At 71.2% G+C, this 23,284-nt stretch carries 18 protein-coding genes; 12 read left to right on the forward strand and 6 right to left on the reverse strand.

Features of this window, described 5'->3' with window-relative positions; genetic code table 11:
* Positions 1-34: 34 nt before the first annotated feature.
* Positions 35-1,300 carry an MFS transporter gene (locus tag RR3_RS16330; RefSeq protein WP_010594556.1) on the forward strand — a complete coding sequence of 422 codons (1,266 nt, stop codon included), beginning with the start codon at positions 35-37 and terminating at the stop codon, positions 1,298-1,300.
* Here the strand turns inward: RR3_RS16330 and RR3_RS16335 are convergent.
* The 4 genes from RR3_RS16335 to RR3_RS16350 all read right to left on the reverse strand — a co-directional run bounded on the left by RR3_RS16335 (position 1,288) and on the right by RR3_RS16350 (position 7,935).
* Positions 1,288-4,923, reverse strand: a complete 3,636-nt coding sequence (locus RR3_RS16335) for a hydantoinase B/oxoprolinase family protein (protein ID WP_096824251.1) — start codon at positions 4,921-4,923, stop codon at positions 1,288-1,290. The two genes, RR3_RS16330 and RR3_RS16335, sit on opposite strands and share 13 nt — an antisense overlap.
* A 46-nt stretch (positions 4,924-4,969) precedes the next feature.
* Positions 4,970-5,884, reverse strand: a complete 915-nt coding sequence (locus RR3_RS16340; RefSeq protein ID WP_010594554.1) for a metal ABC transporter permease — start codon at positions 5,882-5,884, stop codon at positions 4,970-4,972.
* Positions 5,881-6,693, reverse strand: a complete 813-nt coding sequence (locus tag RR3_RS16345) for a metal ABC transporter ATP-binding protein (protein ID WP_051059589.1) — start codon at positions 6,691-6,693, stop codon at positions 5,881-5,883. Before RR3_RS16345 ends, RR3_RS16340 begins: the two co-directional genes overlap by 4 nt.
* Positions 6,694-6,828: 135 nt before the next feature.
* A complete protein-coding gene (locus tag RR3_RS16350) occupies positions 6,829-7,935 on the reverse strand; it encodes a metal ABC transporter solute-binding protein, Zn/Mn family (protein WP_371851039.1) in 1,107 nt (368 codons plus the stop codon).
* A 155-nt stretch (positions 7,936-8,090) separates the two neighbouring features.
* Here RR3_RS16350 and RR3_RS16355 point away from each other — a divergent pair, with 155 nt between their 5' ends.
* Positions 8,091-9,200, forward strand: a complete 1,110-nt coding sequence (locus tag RR3_RS16355; protein ID WP_010594551.1) for a LacI family DNA-binding transcriptional regulator — start codon at positions 8,091-8,093, stop codon at positions 9,198-9,200.
* Here the strand turns inward: RR3_RS16355 and otsB are convergent.
* Together otsB and kstR are read right to left on the reverse strand one after the other, a co-directional pair.
* Positions 9,188-11,782: a trehalose-phosphatase gene (otsB, locus tag RR3_RS16360; protein ID WP_010594550.1), complete on the reverse strand. Its 2,595-nt coding sequence runs from the start codon at positions 11,780-11,782 to the stop codon at positions 9,188-9,190. The two genes, RR3_RS16355 and otsB, sit on opposite strands and share 13 nt — an antisense overlap.
* A 94-nt stretch (positions 11,783-11,876) precedes the next feature.
* Positions 11,877-12,539 (reverse strand): cholesterol catabolism transcriptional regulator KstR, encoded by a 663-nt coding sequence (gene kstR, locus RR3_RS16365; RefSeq protein WP_003935941.1) that lies wholly within the window; start codon positions 12,537-12,539, stop codon positions 11,877-11,879.
* A gap of 92 nt (positions 12,540-12,631) precedes the next feature.
* On the opposite strand from kstR, the gene RR3_RS16370 reads away from it, so the two are divergent.
* The 10 genes from RR3_RS16370 (at position 12,632) to RR3_RS16415 (ending at position 23,191) form a co-directional block, all read left to right on the forward strand.
* Positions 12,632-14,776, forward strand: coding sequence for an acyl-CoA dehydrogenase family protein (locus tag RR3_RS16370; protein WP_017680939.1), 2,145 nt, complete (start codon positions 12,632-12,634; stop codon positions 14,774-14,776).
* A gap of 65 nt (positions 14,777-14,841) precedes the next feature.
* A complete protein-coding gene (locus RR3_RS16375) occupies positions 14,842-15,900 on the forward strand; it encodes an acyl-CoA dehydrogenase family protein (protein ID WP_017680938.1) in 1,059 nt (352 codons plus the stop codon).
* Positions 15,885-17,036 (forward strand): acyl-CoA dehydrogenase family protein, encoded by a 1,152-nt coding sequence (locus RR3_RS16380; protein WP_017680937.1) that lies wholly within the window; start codon positions 15,885-15,887, stop codon positions 17,034-17,036. Before RR3_RS16375 ends, RR3_RS16380 begins: the two co-directional genes overlap by 16 nt.
* A gap of 14 nt (positions 17,037-17,050) precedes the next feature.
* The gene (locus RR3_RS16385) at positions 17,051-18,088 is read left to right on the forward strand and encodes a bifunctional MaoC family dehydratase N-terminal/OB-fold nucleic acid binding domain-containing protein (protein ID WP_064066302.1); all 1,038 of its coding nucleotides are present in this window, start codon (positions 17,051-17,053) and stop codon (positions 18,086-18,088) included.
* The gene (locus RR3_RS16390; RefSeq protein WP_017680935.1) at positions 18,085-18,486 is read left to right on the forward strand and encodes a MaoC family dehydratase; all 402 of its coding nucleotides are present in this window, start codon (positions 18,085-18,087) and stop codon (positions 18,484-18,486) included. Before RR3_RS16385 ends, RR3_RS16390 begins: the two co-directional genes overlap by 4 nt.
* Positions 18,483-19,655 (forward strand): lipid-transfer protein, encoded by a 1,173-nt coding sequence (locus RR3_RS16395; RefSeq protein WP_064066301.1) that lies wholly within the window; start codon positions 18,483-18,485, stop codon positions 19,653-19,655. Before RR3_RS16390 ends, RR3_RS16395 begins: the two co-directional genes overlap by 4 nt.
* Positions 19,656-19,736: 81 nt before the next feature.
* Positions 19,737-20,453 (forward strand): TetR/AcrR family transcriptional regulator, encoded by a 717-nt coding sequence (locus RR3_RS16400; protein WP_003935934.1) that lies wholly within the window; start codon positions 19,737-19,739, stop codon positions 20,451-20,453.
* A gap of 58 nt (positions 20,454-20,511) precedes the next feature.
* On the forward strand, positions 20,512-21,330 hold the full coding sequence (locus RR3_RS16405; protein ID WP_017680933.1) for an SDR family oxidoreductase: 819 nt from the start codon (positions 20,512-20,514) through the stop codon (positions 21,328-21,330).
* Between the two features lie 77 nt (positions 21,331-21,407).
* Positions 21,408-22,391, forward strand: coding sequence for a daunorubicin resistance protein DrrA family ABC transporter ATP-binding protein (locus RR3_RS16410; protein WP_010594539.1), 984 nt, complete (start codon positions 21,408-21,410; stop codon positions 22,389-22,391).
* Positions 22,388-23,191 (forward strand): ABC transporter permease, encoded by an 804-nt coding sequence (locus RR3_RS16415; RefSeq protein WP_010594538.1) that lies wholly within the window; start codon positions 22,388-22,390, stop codon positions 23,189-23,191. The genes RR3_RS16410 and RR3_RS16415 overlap by 4 nt, the downstream gene beginning before the upstream one ends.
* The last annotated feature ends 93 nt before the right edge of the window (positions 23,192-23,284 follow it).

Below are 23,284 nucleotides of genomic sequence, written 5' to 3' on the forward strand. Positions count from 1 at the left end.
CTGCTAGCGTCGCGGCACCCCCGCCTCCGAGTGAATGCCGATCGACGTGACCGCCCTCGACCTGACCACCCGCCGCTTCGCGCCCCTGACCCTGCTCGGCGTCGCCACCCTGCTGTCCGCCACCGGCAACGGCATCGTGGTCGTCGCACTGCCGTGGCTGGTGCTCGAACAGACCGGCCGGGCCACCGACGCGGCGATCGTCGCGGGTGCAGCCACCGTGCCGCTGCTGCTGGCGAGCCTGCTCACCGGGACCGTCGTCGACCGGTTCGGGCGCCGGCGCACCGCCCTGGTCTCCGATGCGCTCTCGGCGCTGTCGGTCGCGGCCATCCCGGTCCTCGCCGCGACCGTCGGACTCTCGGTGCCCCTGCTGGCCGCGCTCGCGGCCCTCGGCGCCGTCTTCGACCCGGCGGGCATCTCGGCGCGCGAATCGATGCTGCCGGCGGCGACCCGCGCCGCAGGGTGGTCACTGGACCGCGCCAACAGCCTCTACGAGGCGAACTACAACCTCGCCTACCTGATCGGCCCGGGTGTCGGCGGCGTCCTCATCGCCGCCGTCGGCCCCGAGAACACCCTGTGGGTGACGTCGGCGTGCTTCGTGCTCTCCCTCGTGACCGTCGCCTTCCTCCGGCTCGAGCACGCCGGCCGGCCCGACCGGTCCACCCGCCCGGCTTCGCTGTGGGCCGGCACCCTCGAGGGGCTGCGGTTCGTGTGGCGAGACCGGTTGCTGCGCACGCTCGCACTGGTCGACATGATCGTCGTGGCGTTGTTCCTGCCGATCGAGTCGGTGCTGCTTCCGACCTACTTCACCGGGATGGACGCGCCGGCCCGGCTCGGCTGGGTGATGATGTCGCTGAGTGTCGGTGGTCTGGTGGGTGCCCTGGCTTACGGCGCCTTCGCGTCGCGTCTGCGGCGCCGCACCCTGATGCTCGTCGCGGTCACGGTGCTGGGTGCGGCGACGATCGGCATGGCGTTCCTGCCGCCGCTGGGGGTCCTCGTGCTGCTGGGCATCCTCATCGGCCTGGCGTACGGTCCGGTGGGGCCGATCGCGAACTGGGCCATGCAGACCCGCAGCCCGGAGCACATGCGGGGCCGCGTCGTCGGTGTGATGACCTCGACCGCGTACGCGGCGGGCCCGGCCGGGATCCTGGTCGCCGGGCCCCTGATCGACGCGACGGGTGTGCGCACGACGTTCTTCGCGCTGGCCCTGCCGATGGTCGGTGTCGCGGCGGTGTGCTTCGCGCTGCCCGTCCTGCGGGAACTCGATCCCGTCCCGGAGTCCCGTTCGTCCTATCGTCCGTAGCCGCCACCGCCCGGGGTCTCGACCACGAGCACGTCACCGGCCCCGACCTCGACGGAGTCGCAGCCGGCCATGCGGGTGACGGTGCCTTCGGCGCGTTCGATGCGGTTGCCGCCCAGGGCGCCCGGCTCGCCACCGGCCATCCCGTACGGCGGCACGCGCCGGTGTCCGGACAGCGTGCTGACGGTCATCGGCTCGAGGAACCGGAGCCGTCGCACGGCGCCGTCGCCGCCGCGCCACCGGCCGCCGCCACCGCTGCCGTGACGAATCGTGAACGCCTCCAGCAACACCGGCAGGCGCCACTCCAGTACCTCAGGATCGGTCAGACGCGAGTTGGTCATGTGTGTCTGCACCACCGATGTCCCGTCGAAGCCCTCGCCCGCACCCGACCCGGAGCCGAGCGTCTCGTAGTACTGGTACCGCTCGTTGCCGAAGGTGACGTTGTTCATGGTCCCGGCACCCTCGGCCTGCACCCGCAGCGCCGCGTAGAGCGCGCCGGTGACGGCCTGCGACGTCTCGACGTTGCCGGCGACGACCGCGGCGGGGAATTCGGGGGCGAGCATCGACCCGTCGGGGACGACGATGTGCAGCGGACGCAGACAACCGTCGTTGAGGGGGATGTCGTCGGCGACGAGCGTGCGGAAGACGTACAGCGTCGCGGCCCGCGCGACCGAGGCCGGCGCGTTGAAGTTCGACGCGAGTTGCGGTGACGTGCCGGTGAAGTCGATCGTCGCCGAGCGTGCCTGCCGGTCGACGGTGATCCGGACCGCGATCACCGCACCGGAGTCCATCTCGTAGCGGTACTCGCCGTCGTGGAGACGGTCGACGACACGGCGCACTTCCTCCTCGGCGTTGTCCTGCACGTGCCGCATGTAGGCCTCGACGACGTCGAGACCGAAGTGGTCGATCATCCGGCCCACCTCGACCACGCCGCGCGCGTTGGCCGCGACCTGGGCGCGCAGGTCCGCGAGGTTGGTGTCGGGGTTCCGGGACGGGTACGGGCCGCCGCTGAGCAGCGCACGGGTCTCGGCCTCCCGGAAGGCTCCGTTCTCGACGAGCAGCCAGTTGTCGAACAGGATGCCCTCCTCGCGGATGTCGCGGCTGGCGGCGGGCATGGAACCCGGTGTGGTTCCGCCTATTTCGGCGTGGTGACCGCGGGAGGCGACGAAGAAGAGGATGTGCTCGCCGGACCCGTCGAACACGGGCGTGATCACCGTGACGTCCGGCAGGTGGGTACCGCCGTGATACGGGTCGTTGACCGCGTACACGTCCCCGGGTTTCATCGACCCGTGCCGGCGGCGCACCACTTCCTGCACGCTCGTGCCCATCGAGCCGAGATGGACGGGGATGTGCGGCGCGTTCGCGATCAGGTTTCCGTCCGGATCGAACAGCGCGCACGAGAAGTCCAGACGCTCCTTGATGTTCACGGACTGCGCGGTGGACTCGAGAGTCGTGCCCATCTGCTCGGCGATCGACATGAACAGGTTGTTGAAGATCTCGAGCATGACCGGATCGGCGTGGGTGCCCACCTCCGCGCCGTCGTGGGCGCGCACCCGGGCCAGCACGAGATGACCCTGTTCCGACATCGCCGCCTCCCAGCCGGCCTCGACGACGGTGGTCGAGTTGTCCTCCGCGACGATGGCCGGGCCGGCCACGGAGTCGCCGGGGGCGAGGTGCTCGCGACGGTACAGCGGTGCCTCGCGCCACGACCCGTCGACGAACATCCGGACGGTGTCGGGGGACGGGCGGGTGGACCCGGTCGCGTCGCTGTCGGCGCGACCGAGCCCGGACAGATCGGGCCGGCGCGTGGCCCCGACGGCCTCGACCGCGACGGCATCGACGATCAGCGGCCGGTCCATGAGGAACGAGTAGGTGCGCCGGTGCACGGCTTCGAACTCCGCGGTCATCGTCGCCGGGTCGGCGAGCGCGACGGGCACGGAGGTGTCGGTGCCGTCGTAGCGCAGGTGTGCCCGGACGGTCACGTCGATGCGCTCGGTGGGCACGTCCTCGTCGAGCAGTTCCGTGCGCGCCGCGGCCTCGAGTTCGGCGGCGACGTCGCGCAGCCGGGGCATCGCCTCGTCGTCCAGTTCGACGACGACGGACTGCTCGCGCATCGCGGTGGTGTCCGCGAGACCCATGCCCAGCGCGGACAGGACACCGGCCAGCGGCGGCACGAGGACGGTCCGGATGCCGAGCGCGTCGGCGACCGCGCAGGCGTGCTGTCCGCCGGCCCCGCCGAAGGTCGTCAAGGCGTACTCGGTGACGTCGTGGCCCTTCTGCACCGAGATGCGCTTGACGGCGTTGGCCATGTTCGCGACCGCGATCTGCAGGAAGCCCGCGGCGACCTCCTCGGGGCTGCGGTCGTCGCCGGTCGTCTCCCGGATCTCGGCCGCGAGCGCGGTGAACCGGGCCCGCACCGTCTGCTCGTCCAGCGGTTCGTCGCCGCCGGGACCGAACACGTGCGGGAAGTGGGCGGGCTGCACGCGCCCGAGCATGACGTTGGCGTCGGTGACGGTGAGGGGGCCGCCGCCCCGGTAGCAGGCCGGACCCGGGTCGGCGCCGGCGGAGTCGGGCCCCACCCGGTACCGGCTGCCGTCGAAGTGCAGAATCGATCCTCCGCCGGCGGCCACGGTGTGGATGTCCATCATGGGGGCCCGCAACCGCACCCCGGCGACGACGGTGTGGAAGACGCGCTCGTATTCGCCGGCGAAGTGCGACACGTCCGTCGACGTGCCACCCATGTCGAACCCGATCACCTTGTCGAACCCGGCCAGGGCCGACATCCGGCTCATGCCGACGATGCCTCCCGCCGGCCCGGAGAGGATCGCGTCCTTGCCGCGGAAGTGCATCGCCTCGGTGAGCCCGCCGTTGGACTGCATGAACATCAGCCGGACACCCGGCAGCTGGTCGGCCACGCGATCGACGTAGTGGCGGAGCACGGGGGACAGGTACGCGTCGACGACGGTGGTGTCGCCGCGTGGCACGAGCTTCATCAGCGGGCTCGCGTCCGCGGACAGGGAGATCTGGCCGAAGCCGAGGCGCTCGGCGAGGTCGCCGACGGCGTGCTCGTGCTGCGGGTACAGGTGGCTGTGCATGCACACCACGGCGACGGAGTCGATCCCGTCGTCGCGCACCTGCCTCAGATCGCGCTCGAGCCGGTCCAGGTCCGGGGCCCGCAGCACCGTGCCGTCGGCTCGGATGCGTTCGTCGACCTCGATCACCCGCTCGTAGAGCAGCTCGGGCAGCACGATGTTGCGGTCGAAGATCCGCGGCCGGTTCTGGTAGCCGATGCGCAGCGCGTCTCGGAAACCTGAGGTGATCACCAGCACGGTCCGGTCGCCCGTGCGCTCGAGCAGCGCGTTCGTCGCGACGGTGGTGCCCATGCGCACCTGCTCGACGAGGCCGGGGGTGACGGGGTCGCCGGCCGGTACCCCGAGCAGTTCCCGGATCCCGGCCACGGCCGCGTCCCGGTATCGGGACGGGTTCTCCGACAGCAGCTTGTGGGTCACCAGGGTGCCGTCGGGCCGGCGGGCGACCACATCGGTGAAGGTGCCGCCGCGGTCCACCCAGAACTCCCAGCGCCCGGGTGCCCGGTCTCGTCCGCTCGTCTGCTCCGCTGTCGCCATGCCAGCAGGTTAGTCACCGCGGACGGGACGGACGGGACCGCGGGACTCAGGCGGTGACGGCGCCGGCCGTCTCCGGGGCCGGCGCGACCTCCCCGCGTCCGATGCCGCGTCGGGTGCGGGCCGCGCCGATCCCGCGGCACGCCAGGTAGATGACGAATGCGATGGCGGTGATGAACGCCGAGACCGGAACCCCGGGGGCGAGGGCGAGCAGGATGCCACCGACCGCGGAGACCTCCGCGAAGAGCACGGACAGCACCGTCGCGGCCAGCGGGCCGCTCGCCACGCGGGCGGCTGCGGCGGCCGGGGTGATGAGCAGCGCCATCACCAGCAGCGCCCCGACGATCTGCACGCCCAAGGCGGCGGTGATTCCGACCAGGACGGCGAAGACGATGGACAGCGCCCGCACCGGCACTCCACGTGCCGCGGCGACCTCGGGGTCGGTGCTGGCGAACAGCAGCGGCCGGTAGATGACCAGCATGGTGCCGATGACGCCGACGGCGCACGCGGCGAGCAACGCGATGCCGGTGCCGCCCGGCGCGACGATCTGGCCGGTGAGGAGGGAGAACGCGGCGCCGGTGCGGCCGTCGTAGGCCCACAGCAGCAGCACGGCCAGCCCGAGCCCGAACGCCATGACGACACCGATGACAGAGTCGCGTTCGCGGGCTCGGGTGCCGAGGACGCCGAAGAGGACGGCCGCCACCACAGCACCCGCCACGGCACCGAGCCCGACGGAGACGCCGACGATCAGGGCCGCGGCGGCACCGGTGAGGGAGAGTTCGGAGGTGCCGTGCACGGAGAACGCCATCTGCCGGCTGATCACCAGGGGGCCGATCACGCCGGCGAGCAGGCCGAGGATCGCGCCGGCGAGCAGCGCCTGCTGCACGAAGTCGTACTGGAGCAGGTCGACGGTGGCCTGCACGTCGAACATCCGGCCCATCGCGTCGGTGAACTTGCTGCTCAATGCTGATCCTCGTGATGGTCGTGGTGGACGCCCTCCCCGGGGCGCAGTCCGCCGGCGCTGCCGAGCGCGTCGATGGCGTCGCCGGTGCCGACGACTACGAGACGGCCGCGGATCTCGAGGACTTCGACGTCGGTCCGGTACAGCGCGGAGAGCACCTCGGAGGTCATGACCTCGGCCGGGGTGCCGATGCGGAACTGCCCGTCGACGAGATACAGCACGCGGTCGACCAGCGGCAGAATCGGGTTGATCTCGTGGGTGACGAACAGTACGGCGGTGCCGTGTTCGCGGCGGCGACGGTCGATGAGGGACGACACGAGGTGCTGGTTGGCCAGGTCCAGGCTGAGCAGCGGTTCGTCGCAGAGCATGACCCGGGGGTCGCCGACGAGTGCCTGCGCGATGCGCAGCCGCTGCTGTTCGCCACCGGAGAGGGAGCCGATCGGGGCGTTCGCGTAGGCCTCGGCGCCGACCTGCCGGATCGCGGCGTCGACGGCGCCCCGGCGGGTCTTCCAGTAGCGCAGGCCGGTGCCCCAACGGTGGCCGTCGACGCCGAGTCCGACGAGGTCGCGTCCGCGCAGCGGCACACCTTCGTCGAGCGACTTCTGTTGCGGCACGTAGCCGACGTGCGAGTTGCCCGTGCGCGCGGGCACGCCGGCGATCGTGGCGGTGCCGCCGCTGAGGGGGAGCTGACCGAGCAGGACCTTCAGCAGCGTGGACTTGCCCGCGCCGTTGGGGCCGAGCACTGCGACGAACTCGCCGGGCTCGACGGTGAGGTCGAGATCCCGCCACAGGACGCGGTCGCCGAAGGCCATGCACGCGCCGCGGAGTTCGACGGCGGCGCTGTGTCCGGGGGTCGTCGCAGGCGCGCCCGGTGCCGCGGCGGTGCCGCCCGGGGTGACGTCGGCCGGTGTGGTCACGGAAGTGATGTCCTTGCCCTGCTCGAAGGGTCAGCGGGCGGCGTCGAGGGCGGCGGCGAGCGCCTCGGCCGTCTGCTTCTGCCACTGAATGTAGTCCACACCCTCGGGCAGGGTCTCCGTGACTTCGACGACGGGGATGCCCGCGGACTCCGCGGTCGCCCGCATGTCGCGGCTGACCTTGTCCTCGGTCTGGGGGTTGTGGACCAGGACGTCGACCTGCTTGTCGAGGAGCAGCTGGCGGGTCGCGGCGATCGCGGCGGGCGACGGGTCGGTGCCGTTCTCGATCGCGTTCGTGAAGTCGGCGGGGGTGCGGTCCTCGAGCTTCGCGGACGTGACGAGGTAGTAGCCGATGGATTCGGTCTGCGCGACGGGGGTGTTCGCGTGTGCGGCGGCGATCGCGGCGGTCACGTCGGTGACCTCGTGCAGCTGCGAGTGGAACGCGTCGGCGTTGGCGCGGTAGGTGTCGGCCCCGGCCGGATCGAGCTCGGCGAGGCGGTCGGCGACGGCATGGGCGACGGCGTCGGCGGCGGCCAGGTCGTACCAGACGTGCTCGTTGATGCCGCTGTGGTCGTGACCGGCGTGGGCGTCGCCTTCCTCGGCGGCATGGGACTCGGCCTCGTGTTCCTCGGTCGCATGGGTCTCGCCCTCGTGGGTCCCGTCTTCCGGTGCGCTGCCCGCCGAGTGGCTGCCCGCCGAGTGGTCGTGACCGTCGTCGAGGTCGCTGCCGGTGCCGGACTCGAACAGGGCCATGGCGTCGACCGTGGCGGCGCCGGCTCCGGTCGAGTCGAGGATGTCGTCGACGAACTGGTCGTAGCCGCCGCCGTTGTAGACGACGAGGGACGCGTCGCTGATCGCGGCCGCGTCGGCGGGGCTGGCCTCGTACGAGTGCGGGTCGGCGGACGGCTCGGTGATCAGCGACTGCACCTGGGCGCGGTCCCCGGCGACGGCCTGCGCGACCGAGCCCCACACGTTGGTGGAGGCGACGATGCGGATCTCGCCGGAGTCGCTGCCGCCCGAGCCGCTGCCGCCCGAGTCGCTGCCGCCCGAGTCGCTGCCGCACGCGGCGAGGGTGAGCGCGGCGGCGCAGGTCAAGCCCACGGTCGCGGTGGCGGCGCGCATTCGGCGGGGCAGTCGCACTGTTCCATCTCCTGTGATCACGTTCGGCCGGACGGCCGGGAGGGGCGCGGTTCCACCTTATTGGAAACCGTTACCGTTCCACTTTAGCGGATGTCCGGGTCGGCGCCCATCCGGCCCGATTCGTCGCCGCGGCGCCGACCCGATACCGTCCGTTCATGCCCAGGTCTCGTCAGCCGCGTCCCCAGGCCACCCTGGCGTCGATCGCTGCCGAGCTGAAGATCTCCCGCACCACCGTCTCCAACGCCTACAACCGGCCGGACCAGCTGTCCGCCGAGCTTCGCGAGCAGATCCTCGAGGTCGCCAAGCGCCGGGGCTACGCCGGCCCGGACCCGATGGCCCGTTCGCTGCGTACCCGCCGGGCCGGGGCGGTGGGCGTGCTGCTCACCGAAGCGCTGAGCTACTCGTTCCGGGATCCGGCCGCGATGAGTTTCCTGTCCGGCCTGTCCGAGTCCTGCGAGGCTGCCGGCGAGGGACTGCTGCTCATCCCCGCCGGGCCGGGCCGCGACGAGGAGGAGGCGGCCCAGGTCGTGCACGGCGCCGCGGTCGACGGCTTCGTCGTCTACTCGGTGCCGTCCGACGACCCGTATCTCGCGGCCGTCCTCGAGCGGAACCTGCCCCTGGTGGTGTGCGACCAACCCCGCGGCATCGCGAGCGCGCCGCTGGTCGGCATCGACGACCGCGGCGCGATGCGTGGGCTCGCCGAGCACCTCATCGGTCTCGGCCACCACCGGATCGGGGTGCTGTGCATGCGTCTCGGCCGTGACCGCCGCGACGGCGTCGTCGATCCCGCCCGCTTCGAGTCCGACCGCTTCCACGTCCAGCACGAGCGGATCATCGGCGTGCAGGAAGCCCTGCGGGCGGCCGGGCTCGACCCCGCGAGCCTCACCGTCGTCGAACGCTATGCGCACACCGCGGAGGACGGCGCCTCCGGTGCCGCGCAGGCGCTGGCGGCGGACCCGACGATCACCGCCCTGATGTGCACCACCGACGTTCTCGCGCTCGGCGCGCTGGCGTGGGCGCGCAGCGCCGGTCTCGAGGTGCCCGGACAGTTGTCGATCACCGGCTTCGACGGGATCGGCGAAGCCCTGCGCGAGGGCGTGACCACCGTGCGCCAGCCTCAGGAGGAGAAGGGCAGGCGCACCGGCGCCCTGCTCATGGCCGCACCGTCACACTCCGGGGTCGCGACGGTGGAGACGCTCCCGACGGAACTGCTCATCGGCCAGACCACCGGCGTGCACGACGAGACGTCGATCTACGCCGAGTGATCGACGGCCGACAGCGTCCGGTCCGCCTCCGCCGGTGCCGCCAGCAGCTGCGCGCACCGCAGCAGCCCGAGGTGGCTGTACGCCTGGGGGTGGTTGCCGAGTGACCGCTCGGCCACGGGGTCGTACTCCTCGCTGAGCAGGCCCGTGGGGCCTGCCGCGTCGACGAGCTGCGCGAACAGCGCCTCCGCCTGCGGACGGGCACCCACGAGGAGGTATGCCTCCACCAGCCACGCCGCGCACAGGTGGAAGCCGCCCTCGGTGCCGGGAAGGCCGTCGTCGTGCAGGTAGCGGTACACCGTCGACCCGCTGCGCAGTTCCGCCTCCGTGGCGACGACCGTCGCGTGGAATCGCGGGTCCTCGGGGTCGATGAGCCCGGACAGGCCGATGAACAGCGTCGCCGCGTCGAGGTCGGTGCCGTCGTAGGCCGCGGTGTAGGAGCAGACGTCCTCGTTCCAGCCCTTCTCCAGCACCTCCTCCGCGATCTCCGCGCGCAGGCCGGCCCAGCCGTCGCCGGCGGTGCGCCCGAAATTCTCGGCCAGTGTCAGCGCGCGGTCCACGGTCAGCCAGCCCATGACCTTCGAGTAGACGTGGTGGCGCGGGTTGTCGCGGATCTCCCAGATGCCGTGGTCGGGCTCGAACCAGCGGCACTCCACGGCGGTGACCATGGCGCACACCAGTTCCCAGTCCCGGTCGGTGAGGGCCCGGTCGTGCGGGACGCCGCGTTCCTCCCGGCGGTGTGCCAGCGCCGAGATCAGGTCCACGATCGGACCGAACACGTCGAGCTGGACCTGCTGGCTCGCGGCGTTGCCGACCCGCACGGGCCGGGAGCCCGCGTAGCCGGGCAGCGTGTCGATGACTGCCTCGGGCGGCAGGGCACCACCCGCCAGCGTGTACAGCGGGTGCAGGCGCTCGGGGCCCGGAACGGTGTCGAGCACACGGTGCACCCAGTCCAGGTAGGCGTCCGCCTCGGCGAGCGACCCCACGCTCACCAGGGCATGCGCGGTCAGCGCGGCATCGCGCAGCCAGCAGTAGCGGTAGTCCCAGTTGCGGACGCCGCCGATCTCCTCGGGCAGCGACGTGGTCGCGGCCGCCATGATGGAGCCCGTCGGCGCGTGCACGAGGCCGCGCAGGGTCAGTGCCGACCGCTTCATCAGGTCCCGCTTGAGCGGCGGCAGGTCCAGGCCCGCCGCCCACTTCCACCAGTACTCCTCCGCGGATGCGCGCCGCTGCACCTCCGCGACGGGGTGTGGACCGATGTCGTCTGTGCCGCAACGGAATTCGAGGATGATGTCGCCGTCCGACGGGTCGACGACGGCGTGCGCGGTCTGATGGGCGCCGTCGGTGGTGATGTTCCACTCGACGCCGGGGGAGCGCAGCACGTACGGCTCGTTGAAGCCCAGTACCCGCAGGCCGTCCGCCACGGGCTCGAGCCCGACCTGGCCCTGGCCGAACTCGGGGCGCGGGGCGAACGTCACCACCGCCCGGGCCTTGCCGGTAATGACGCGGGTCAGGTCGGTGCGGCCCGGCTCGACGTCGTGCGGAAGGTAGTCGATCACCGCGAGGCTCGCCCAGCGGGTCACCACGGTCATGGTGCCGTCGATGTAGCGCTGGCTCAGGGGCAGGGCCTCACGGCTCGGCCCGATGGTGAAGTGCCCGGCGGGTTCGCCGCCGAGCAGGTGCGCGAACACGGCGGCGGAGTCCGGCTCGGGATGGCACAGCCACGTCACCGTGCCGTCCGGGGTCAGCAGGGCCTTCGCACGCGGGCTCGCGAGCATCGTCAGCCGCTCGATCGGGCAGGCCGCCGCCCCCGAGAGCCATGTGCGGCGCTGCTCGAGCAGGAACGCCAGCGCGGCCGCGACATCCTCGACCGTGCCGATCCGGTATTGCGCGGCGGTCTCGCCGTCGCCGACCTTGACCCCCACGTCCGGGCCGTGGAGGGACGCGAAGGCCTTCTCGTCCGTCACGTCGTCGCCGAAGAAGACCGCGGCGCTCGCCGACTCCTGATGGCGGATGATGTCCAGCGCGTGGCCCTTGTCGGTGGGCACGACCGCCAGCTCGATCACGGCCTTGCCCTCGGTGACCTGCACCCCCGGGTGCCGGGCGAGATCGCCGCGGACCAGCGACAGTGCCTGCTCGGCATCCCCCGGGTCGGCGTTGCGCACGTGCAGCGCAGCACTCGCCGGCTTCGACTCGACGTGCACACCCTCGTAGCGGGCGGCGATCACTTCGAGCTCGGCGACGATGTCGCGCAGCAGCTGCCGGGCATCGCTGTCGATGGCGTGCACGAAGCCGATGTCGAACTCGGAGCCGTGGCTACCGACGAGCTGCACCTCGGCGGGCAGGCGGGACAGGGCGGCGAGATCCTTCAGGGCCCGGCCGGAGATCACGGCGGCGGCCGTGGACGGCAGACCGGCGAGCGCGCGCAGAGCGCGGACCGACTCGGCGTTCGGGAACGCCTTGTCCGGATCCGAGACGATCGGCGCGACGGTTCCGTCGTAGTCGGAGGCCACGAGGAGTCGCGGGGTCCGCGCCAGCGCGACGAGGGCGCGGCGCAGGTCGATCGGGAGGTCTTGGGCGCTCACTCACTCAAAGGTAGGTGATCGGGCCGCCGGCGTCGTCTCCCATGTCCGGTTCGGGACGTGTTTCCCGTTACAGTTGCGCGACTCGCGGCGCAGGTCAGCCTTCCTGGACCGGAATCGAGGCCGGCCGGTGCGAGCCGTCGCCGAGCAGCAGCTCGACGGTCAGCTCCAGCCGCCGCGCGACGTCCGTCGCGGACGAACGCCGCGTCAGCCACGCCACGAGGTTCGACAACCACACGTCGCTGATCACCCGGGCGATCGCGAGCTCCTCTTCGGTGGGCTCGCCCTCGTTCATCGCGCGGGCGAACAGCCGGTCCATGAGCAGGCCGACCTGATCGACCTCGGCGGCGGCGGAGGCGTCGGCGAACATGAACGCCCGGGTCATGGCTTCGGTGAGCAGCGGGTCGCGCTGCATGGCCTTGGTGATCAGGCTCAGGATCAGCTGCATCCGCTCGAGCGGGGTGTGACCGGGCGGGATCTTGCCCTTGCCTTCGATGCGTGCGAACTCGCGACCGAGGGCGGAGACGAGCAGATGCACCTTCGACGGGAAGTACCGGTACAGGGTGCCGACTGCCACGTCGGCCTTCTCGGCGACGGAGCGCATCTGCACGGCCTCGTACCCGCCCTTGGACGCGAGCGCCAGGGTGGCGTCGAGTATCCGCTTGCGGCGTTCCTTCTGGGCGTTGGAACTGAGGTCGTCCTCGGTGAGGGCGGTGAGAGTTCCGCTGCCGGTGGAACGCGAGCGGGACGATGTCGTCATCGAGATGTCTTCCTCTGCCTTGACTCTGAACCGGCTGTCATATTAGAACACGTTCTAGGCATTGTGTCATTCCCGAAAGGCGGAAACCCGCTGTGAGCATCGCCACCACCGACGAACAGCTGGCCGCCCAGGCCTCTGTGCAGGCCTGGGCGCGCGCCACGCCGCCGATCCAGAACCTACGTGACCACCCGGCCGGAATGTGGCAGCCGGGGTGGGCGTCCCTCGCCGAACTCGGGATCTTCGCCGTCGCCGTGCCCGAGGCCGCGGGCGGCGCCGACGCCACCGTCGTCGACCTGGCGACGATGCTCGAACAGGCTGCGTACCACCTCGCGACCGGGCCGGTGCTGCCCACCGCGCTGGCCGCCCTCGTCTTCGGGCGTGCCGCCGGTTCGGACGGCGCCAAGTGGGCGGAGCTGCTCGCCGAGGGCGCCCTGCCCACCGCGGTCGCGCTGGACGGCGCACTCACCGCGACCGCGCGGGAGGGCGGGTACGACCTCGACGGCGATGCGGGAACGGCGATCGGCGGCGAGCCCGGGGTCGCGGTCCTCGCCCGTATCGGCGCCGGCGACGGAGCCGAATGCTGGGCGCTGCTCGAGGCGGACACCCCCGGGCTGAGCCTCGAACCGCTCGACACCCTCGACAAGTCCCGGGCCCTCACGCGAGTGCGGCTCACCCGCGTCGCAGTCCCGACCGACCGCGTCGTCTCCGTTCCGGCAGGTCTGGTCCGCGACCTCGCCGCCACCCTCGCCGCGGTCGAACTGGCCGGTGTCGCCGGCTGGGCACTGACCACGGCCGTGGAGTACGCCAAGATCCGCGAACAGTTCGGAAGGCCCATCGGCTCCTTCCAGGCGGTCAAACACCTGTGTGCCGAGATGCTGTGCCGCACCGAGAAGATCCGGGCGACGGCCTGGGACGCCGCCGTGGCGGCCGATGCGGCGCCGCACGAACTGCCACTGGCCGCGGCCGTCGCCGCTGCCGTGGCTCTCGACGCCGCCGTGCAGAACGCCAAGGATGTCATCCAGGTGCTCGGCGGCATCGGCTTCACGTGGGAGCACGACGCGCACCTGTACCTGCGCCGCGCCGTCGCCACCCGCCAGCTGCTCGGCGGCTCCGCGGCCTGGCGGGCCCGGGTCGCCGGCCTCGCCCGCTCCGGCGCGCGTCGGCACCTCACCGTCGATCTGAGCGCATTCGACGACGAACGCGCGCGTATCCGCGCCGAGATCGCACAGCACCTCGACCGGCCCGGACCGCAGCAGCGGGCCGCGCTCGCCGAGGCCGGGTTCCTGGCCCCGCACTGGCCGCCGCCGTACGGACGGGGCGCACACGCCGCGCAGCAGATCCTCATCGAGGAGGAACTCGCGTCCGCCGGGGTGGAGCGGCCCGATCTGGTCATCGGGTGGTGGGCCGTGCCGACCATCCTCGAGCACGGCACCGCCGGGCAGATCGAACGTTTCGCCGCACCGACACTGCGCGGGGAGATCGTCTGGTGCCAGCTGTTCTCCGAACCGGGCGCAGGATCCGATCTGGCGTCGCTGCGCACCACCGCGGAACGGGTCGACGGCGGCTGGCGCCTGCAGGGGCAGAAGGTGTGGACGTCGCTCGCGCAGGAGGCGGACTGGGCGATCTGCCTGGCCCGCACCGATCGTGACGCCCCGAAGCACAAGGGCATCACCTACTTCCTCGTCGACATGAAGTCCGCGGGCATCACCGTCTCGCCGCTCCGGGAGATCACCGGCGACGCGCTCTTCAACGAGGTGTTCCTCGACGGCGTGTTCGTCCCCGACGAGTGCGTCGTCGGTCCGCTCGGCGGCGGGTGGCGGCTCGCCCGCACCACGCTCGCCAACGAACGGGTCGCGATGAGCGGCGGGTCCTCGCTCGGGAAGGCGGTCGAGCAACTGCTGGACCTGGTGGCGCCCGGCGACCCGGTGGCCGAGGACCGGATCGGCGGGCTCGTCGCCGAGGCCACGGCCGGCTCGCTGCTCGAGCTGCGGACCACCCTGGCGCAGCTCGACGGTCAGGATCCCGGTCCGGCATCGAGCGTGCGCAAGCTGATCGGCGTGCGGCAGCGTCAGGACACCGCGGAGCTCGCGATGGATCTCGCCGGCGAGGCCGGCTGGGTCGAGGGGCCGCTGACGCGCGAGTTCCTCAACACGCGTTGCCTGACGATCGCCGGCGGCACCGAGCAGATCCTGCTCACCCTCGCAGCGGAGCGCCTGCTGGGTCTGCCGCGCGGCTGAGCGGTACTTCCACGTGCCGCGCCGAGGTGATACAACTAGAACACGTTCTAATCGAAGGTGGATCCGTGGACTTCGCTCGTGACGACACGCAGGAGGCCGTGGCCGAGGTCGCGGTGGGCCTGCTGGCCCGCGGCCTGGGCCCGGACGAACTGTGGCGTGCCCTCGCCGACGCCGACCTGCTCTCTCTCGCCCTGCCCGCGCGGCTCGGCGGTGACGATCTCGGTGTCGCCGAGGTCGCCGCTCTGCTCACCGAGATCGGACGCGGCGCCGCACCCGTGCCGGCCCTGGCCACCCTGGGCTTCGGCGTGCTGCCCGTCCGGACCCTCGCCACCGCGGCGCAGCAGGACGAGCTGCTCGCGGACGTCGGTGACGGCGCCGTCCTCACCGCCGCTCTCGCCGAGGCCGGCCGGGCCTTCCCGGCGTCGCCTACCGCCACGGCGGTACCCGACGGGGAACGCCACGCCGTCACCGGGCACTTCGTCGGCGTCCCCTACGCGGCGACGGCGCGACGGATCCTGGTGCCCACCGCCGCCGGTGTGATCGCCGTCGAGCCCACGGCGCCGGGCGTCACCCTCATCGAGAGCCCGTCGTCGGCCCGTGCTCCCGAGTTCTCCGTGCGGCTCGACTCCGCGCCGGGCCTGCGCCTCGGCGACGGCGCCGAGCCGGCCGCCGACGTCGCCGCCCTGTACCGTCTGGCGCTCGCCGCGGTCGGTGCCTACGCGGACGGACTGCTCTCGGGGGCAACGCAACTCACCGCACAGCACGTGAGCACCCGCCATCAGTTCGGCAGGCCGCTCGCCACGTTCCAGGCGGTGGCCCAGCAGATCGCCGACGTCTACGTCACCTCCCGCACCCTGCACGTCGCGGCACTCGCCGCGGCCTGGCGCGTCGCGCAGGACGCCCGCAGCACCGCCGCGGACGACGACCTCGACGTCGCCGCGTACTGGATCGCCGCGGAGCTGCCGCCCGCGATGGGCGTGCTGCACCACTTGCACGGCGGTCTCGGCGTGGACGAGACCTACCCGCTGCACCGCTATTCCTCGACCGCAAAGGACCTGGCGCGCCTGCTCGGCGGCGCCTCGTACCGACTAGACCTCGTGGGGGCCCGGTGTTCATCGACCTGACCGACGAGCAGCGCGCGCTGCAGGCGGAACTGCGACGGTACTTCGCAGATCTGATCTCGCCCGAGGAAGCCGCGATCATGCGCACCGAGCGCCACGGACCCACCTATCGGGAGGTCGTGCGCCGGATGGGCAAGGACGGCTGGCTCGGAGTCGGCTGGCCCGTCGAATTCGGCGGCCGCGGCTTCGGTGAGGTCGAGCAGCAGATCTTCGTCAACGAAGCCGTGCGCGCCGACGTGCCGCTGCCCAGCGTCACCCTGCAGACCGTCGGGCCGACCCTGCAGGTCTACGGGACCGAGGAGCAGAAGCGGAAGTTCCTGCCCGCCATCCTCGCGGGGGAGGTGCACTTCGCGATCGGCTATTCCGAGCCCGACGCCGGAACCGACCTCGCGGCGCTGCGCACCACGGCCGTGCGCGACGGCGACCACTATGTGGTGAACGGGCAGAAGATCTTCACCACCGGCGGCCACGACGCCGACTACATCTGGCTCGCGGTTCGCACCGGCAGCGCCGACTCGCGGCATCGCGGCATCTCGATCCTCATCGTGGACACCAAGGATCCCGGCTTCGGCTGGACGCCCATCATCACCTGCGACGGCGCGCATCACGTCAACGCCACCTACTACAGCGACGTGCGCGTCCCGGTCGAGATGCTCGTCGGCGAGGAGAACAAGGGCTGGCGGCTGATCACCACCCAGCTCAACCACGAACGCGTCATGCTCGGCCCCGCCGGTCGCGTGGGCGGGCTCTACGATCGGTTGTCCGCCTGGGCCCGTTCCCGGGACCTGCTCGGCGAGCCCGACGTGCGGCGCGCGCTCGGCGAGATCCATGCGACGTTCCGGCTCAACGAACTGCTCAACTGGCAGGTCGCCGCCAGCGAATCCGAGGCCGTGGACATCGCGGACGCGTCGGCCACCAAGGTGTTCGCCACCGAACGCATCCAGCGCGCGGGCCGGCTCGCGGAGGAGATCGTCGGCCGGTTCGGGGACCCGGGCGACCCGGCGACCGCGGACCTGCTGCGCTGGCTCGACATGCAGGTCAAGCGGAACCTGGTGATCACCTTCGGCGGCGGTGTCAACGAGGTGATGCGCGAGCTGATCGCGACGGCGGGCCTGGCCATGCCCAGGGTTCCGCGGTGAAGGAGGACGTGTCGATGAGCACCGGCGTGCCGGGTCCCCACGACGAGATCCGCGCGGCCGGCGAGCGCGTCCGCGCCGACGGCCCGTCCGAGCCGCGGGCGGGCCGTGACCCGGTGAACCTGCCGCTGATCCGCAACTGGCTCGAGGCGATCGGCGACGAGAACCCGATCTACACCGACGACGCCGCCGCGATCGCGGCCGGCCACGACGGCGCCGTCGCGCCGCCGGCGATGGCACAGGTGTGGACCATGCGAGGCCTCGGCGCCAAGCGCGAGGAGGACGATCCGCTCCGCCGGATGACGGAGATCCTCGACGAGGCGGGCTACACGTCGGTCGTCGCCACGAACTGCGATCAGCTCTACCACCGCTATCTGCGCCACGGCGAGGAGGTGACCATCGAGTCCACCCTCGAGGACCTCGCCGGACCGAAGAAGACCGGCCTCGGCGAGGGCTGGTTCTTCACCACCCGCAGCGTGTGGAAGGTCGGCGACGAGGTGGTCGCCGAGATGCTCTTCCGCATCCTGAAGTTCGCGCCACCTTCCCGCGCTACCGACCGAATGTCACATCCCGTCGATTCGATCGAACCGATGTCACATTCGGCCCTCACGGTTCCGGAGGATCTCGACCCCACCCGCATGCTGCGGCCGTCCGCGTCGCAGGACACCCGGTTCTTCTGGGACGGTGTCGCCGCGCACGAACTGCGGATCCAGCGGCGCCCCGACGGCACGCTGCAGCATCCCCCGGTGCCGGCCCTGTGGCTCGACAAGGACGAGACGACGGACTACGTCGTCGCGTCCGGCCGGGGCACCGTCTTCAGCTACGTGGTGCACCACGCGCCGAAGGTGCCGGGCCGGACGGTGCCGTTCGTCGTCGCCCTCGTCGAACTCGCCGAGGGCGTCCGGATGCTCGGGGAGCTGCGCGGGGTGGACCCCGGCGACGTGCGCGTCGGGATGCCCGTCGAGGCAATCTTTCTCGATTTCCCGGGCGACGACGACACCGGCGGTGACCCCTGGACCCTGTACGCCTGGCAGTCGAGCGAGGAGCGCGCATGAACGTGGAAACGGCCGGACAAGCCCTGCCGCCGTTGACGATCCGGGCCGACCCGACATTCGTCGTCTCGACTGCCCTGGCCACCAGGGACTTCCAGGATGTGCACCACGACCGCGACAAGGCACAGGAGCGCGGCTCGAAGGACATCTTCGTCAACATCCTCACCGACACCGGACTGGTGCAGCGGTACATCACCGACTGGGCGGGCCCGCGCGCGGTGCTGAAGTCGATCTCGTTGCGGCTGGGGGTGCCCTGGTACGCGTACGACTCGCTCACGCTGACCGGAACCGTCGCCGCCGTCGAGGACGACGGTCGCATCACCGTCGACGTCGTCGGGAGGAACGGTCTGGGCGATCACATCACCGCGAAGGCCGTCCTCGTGATCGGAGGCACCGCATGAGCGAATTGTCCCGTCGCGCCGCCGTCGTCGGCATCGGCGCCACCGACTTCTCCAAGGACTCCGGCCGCAGTGAACTGCGCCTGGCCGCGGAGGCGGTGCGGGCGGCGCTGGCCGACGCCGGACTGCGCCCTGCGGACGTCGACGGCCTGACCTCCTTCACGATGGACACCAACACCGAGATCGCCGTCGCCCGTGCGGTGGGCATCCCGAGCCTGAAGTTCTTCTCGCGGGTCCACTACGGCGGCGGCGCGGCCTGTGCCACCGTGCAGCAGGCGGCAATGGCCGTCGCCACGGGGGTCGCGGAGGTCGTGGTGGTGTACCGGGCATTCAACGAACGCTCCGGTGCGCGGTACGGCCAGGTCAACACCGCGCTGTCCACACAGGTCAATTCCTCGGGCACCGACTACGCCTTCTCCTATCCGCACGGTCTGGGTACCCCGGCGTCGTTCGTGGCGATGGCCGCCCGACGCTACATGCACGTCACCGGCGCCACCAGCGCGGACTTCGGGAAGGTCGCCGTCGCCGCGCGCAGGCACGCCGCGACGAATCCGCACGCCTTCTTCCACGGCAAGCCGATCACCCTCGACGACCACCAGAATTCGCGGTGGATCGCGGAACCGCTGCACCTGCTCGACTGCTGCCAGGAATCCGACGGGGGTGTCGCGCTCGTCGTCACCACCACCGAACGGGCCCGGGACCTGCCGCAGCCGCCCGCCGTGGTGGCGGCCGCCGCGCAGGGCAGCGGACCGGACCAGTACATCATGGCCAGCTACTACCGGGACGGGCTGACGGGGCTGCCCGAGATGGGCATCGTCGGCCGCCAGCTGTGGGAGCAGTCCGGTCTCGGCCCGCAGGACGTGCAAACGGCCGTGCTCTACGACCACTTCACCCCGTACGTGCTCATGCAGCTCGAGGAACTCGGCTTCTGCGCACCCGGTGAGGCGAAGGACTTCGTCGCCGACGGCGCGATCGAGGTCGGCGGGCGGCTGCCGCTCAACACCCACGGCGGCCAGCTCGGTGAGGCGTACATCCACGGGATGAACGGCATCGCCGAGGGGGTGCGTCAGGTTCGCGGCACTTCCGTCAATCAGGTTCCCGACGTGGAGAACGTGCTGGTCACCGCAGGCACCGGGGTGCCGACGTCGGGACTGGTGCTGACTCGGGGCTGAGGGCGGTGACGCCGGCCCGGACCCGGAGGGATCCGGCGGGACATCACGGCCGGGAATCGAGCGGGACGGTATAAGTAGGACATGAATTCCGCCTCACACTCAGGCCGCGGCGACGCGGGCCGCGACGCCGACTGGGACGGCCCGGCACCGTCCATGGCGCCGGCGGACCTGCTGCACGACCCGCCGGTCACCCAGCGCGGGGCGCGCCGCCGTGCCGAGCTGATCGCAGCGGCGCGGGTCGTCTTCGAACGGTCCGGGTTCCTCGACAGCAAGCTCACCGACATCACGCGTGAGGCCAAGTGCTCGACAGGGTCCTTCTACACCTACTTCAACAACAAGGAGGAGGTGTTCGCAGCCGTCCTCCAGGAGGCCCAGGAGGACATGTTGCACCCGGGGATGGGCCGGGTCGCCGGGACCGACGATCCGTACGCGGTGCTCGAGGCCAGCAACCGGGCGTACCTCGAGGCGTACCGTCGTAACGCCCGTCTCATGGTGCTGCTCGAGCAGGTCGCCAGCATCGATCCGCGGTTCCGCGAGCTGCGGCGCCGGCGCGGTGAGACCTTCATCCGCCGTAATGCGCGCAGCATCGCGGACCTGCAGAAGCGGGGCATCGCCGATCCGGAGATCGATCCGATGCTCGCCTCGCGTGCCCTGTCGGGCATGGTCAGCCGCCTCGCCTACTCGACGCTCGCACTGGGCGACGGCGACGGCGTGGATTTCGATGTGCTGGTGTCCACTCTGACGCGGCTGTGGGCGAACGCCCTGCGGATTCCGGAGCGAGCCGCCGCAACCACTTGAACTTGAAGTCTGATTCAACTAAACAGGGGGGACCATCCCGCGACGAGAGGAAAGCCCCGTGCACGTCGAAGACAAGGTTGCCGTTGTCACCGGAGCCGGGAACGGAATCGGCGCGGCACTCGCGGCCCGGCTCGTAGCCGCGGGCGCACGGGTGCTCGTCGCCGACCTCGACGGCGACGCCGCGTGCCGGGTGGCTCGCGAACTCGATCCGGAGGGCGCCGGTCTGGCCGTGGGCGTCGGTGCCGACGTCTCCGATCCCGACCGTATCCGTGCGATCGTCGACCGCGCCGAGACCGACCTCGGTCCCGTGGCGCTGTACTTCGCCAATGCCGGGATCGGGGGCGGGGCGGGACTCGACGCCGACGAAGCCGCCTGGGACCGCGCACTCGATGTGAACCTGCGCGCGCACGTGCGCGCCGCGCAACTGATGGTGCCGCGGTGGCTCGAGCGAGGGGAGGGCTACTTCGTGAGCACGGCTTCCGCCGCGGGGCTGCTCACCCAGATCGGATCGGCGACCTACTCGGCCACCAAGCACGCCGCGGTGGGATTCGCCGAGTGGTTGTCGGTCACCTACGGCGGCAAGGGAATCCGCGTCAGTTGCGTGTGCCCCATGGGAGTGAACACCCAGTTGCTGCACGAGGGCGAGACCGCCGGCGACGGCCTGGGCGCGGCGGCCACACGGGCCGTCACGTCCGCGGGCGCGGTCCTCGAACCGGCCGACGTCGCGGAGGTGGTGCTCGCGGGCGTCGAGGCCGAGCAGTTCCTGATCCTCCCGCACCCCGAGGTCCTCGACATGTACCGGATGAAGGGAGCCGACTACGACCGTTGGCTCGCCGGAATGCGGCGCTATCAGGAACGGTTGCTGGCCGGTATCTGACGAGCCGGGAAAACCGCTCGAAACCTGTCGGAGGTCTGTAGCACACTGGGGCGCACATCCGACGACGGGGAGGACTCATGGCCGACGCCATAGTCGCCGAGGGGTTGATCAAGAGGTACGGACCGGTCACGGCCCTCGACGGAATCGATCTGCGAGTCCCGGAAGGGACGGTGACGGCGCTGCTCGGGCCCAACGGCGCCGGCAAGACGACCACGGTGCGGGTGCTCACCACCCTGCTCGTGCCGGACGAGGGCCGGGCCACCGTAGCGGGACTCGACGTCGTCGCCGATGCACGCGCGCTGCGTGCGCGCATCGGCGCCTCGGGCCAGTACGCCGCGGTCGACGAATACCTCACCGGCTTCGAGAATCTCGAAATGGTCGGCCGCCTCTATCATCTGGGCATCAAACGCAGCCGCGAGCGGGCACGTGAGTTGCTCGAACAGTTCGACCTGGTCGAGGCGGGGGACCGTCCGGTCAAGGGCTACTCCGGCGGCATGCGGCGCCGGCTCGACCTCGCCGGTGCGCTCGTGGCGCAACCACCCGTGCTGTTCCTGGACGAACCCACCACCGGTCTGGACCCGCGGGCCCGGCTGCAGCTGTGGGAGGTCATCGACCAGCTCGTCGCGCGAGGGACGACGCTGCTGCTCACCACCCAGTACATGGAGGAGGCGGAGCGGCTCGCGGACCGGATCGCGGTCATCGACCGGGGGGTCGTGATCGCCCGCGGTACCGCCGACGAACTCAAGCGCCTCGTCGGCGGGGAACGCATCGAGCTGGGGGTCGCGGACGCCGCCACGATCCCGGCCGTGCGCCGCGAGCTCGACGACCTCGCGGTCGGCGAGATCCAGGCCGACGCGGGTTCCGGTCGCGTCACCGTGCCGCTCAGCGACACCGGCTCGACGGGCAGCGGCGCCGATGCGCTGGCCACGGCGCTCGGCCGCCTGTCCGCGGCCGGCATCCGCGTCACCGATGTGGCGCTGCGCAAACCGACACTGGACGACGTGTTCCTCGCCCTCACCGGGCACGAGGCGGACGAGAAGATCGAGGAGGCGGTGGGATGAACACGGCTCAGATGATGGTGTCGGACGGCGTCACCATCGCCAAGCGCAACGTCATCAAGATCAAGCGGGTGCCCGATCTCATCGTCTTCACGATGCTCTCGCCGATCATGTTCGTGCTGCTGTTCGCGTACGTGTTCGGCAGCGCGATCCAGGTTCCGGGGATGTCCTACCGCGAGTTCCTCATCGCCGGCATCTTCACCCAGACGGTGATCTTCGGGGCGACCTGGACCGGTCTGGGCATGGTCGAGGACCTGCAGAAGGGCATCATCGACCGGTTCCGCTCGTTGCCCATGGCGCCGTCGGCGGTGCTGGTGGGCCGCACGTCCACCGACGTCCTCATCAACGTGCTCAGCCTGGTGGTCATGTCGCTGACGGGTCTGCTCGTCGGGTGGCGGATCCACTCGTCGTTCGGGGAGGCCCTCGCCGGATACGCGCTGCTGCTGTTGTTCGCCTACGCGCTGTCCTGGGTGATGGCGGTGGTGGGGATGTGGATCCGCACGCCGGAGGTGTTCAACAACGCGAGTTTCATGGTGATCTTTCCGCTGTCGTTCGTCGCCAACACCTTCGTCGACATCTCCTCGCTGCCACCGGTGCTGCAGACGATCGCGGAATGGAACCCGGTCTCGGCGCTGACGCAGGCGGTGCGGGAGCTGTTCGGCAACACCAATCCGACGATGCCCGTCTCGGATGCGTGGCCGTTGCAGAACCCGATCCTCGCGTCGCTGCTGTGGACGGCCGCCATGCTGATCGTCTTCGTGCCCTTCGCGATCCGTCGCTACCAGAAGGCCGTCAGCCGCTGAGGGACCTTGGACCGGAGGCGCAGGTCCTCGGTCGACGCCGGATGTCCCAAGGAGCCGGAGCGAGGCCGGTCGGCGTGGGATAGTGGGCCTGCC

The organism is Rhodococcus ruber NBRC 15591 (assembly GCF_001894945.1).
In the GTDB taxonomy this organism is placed as follows: Bacteria; Actinomycetota; Actinomycetes; order Mycobacteriales; family Mycobacteriaceae; genus Rhodococcus; species Rhodococcus ruber.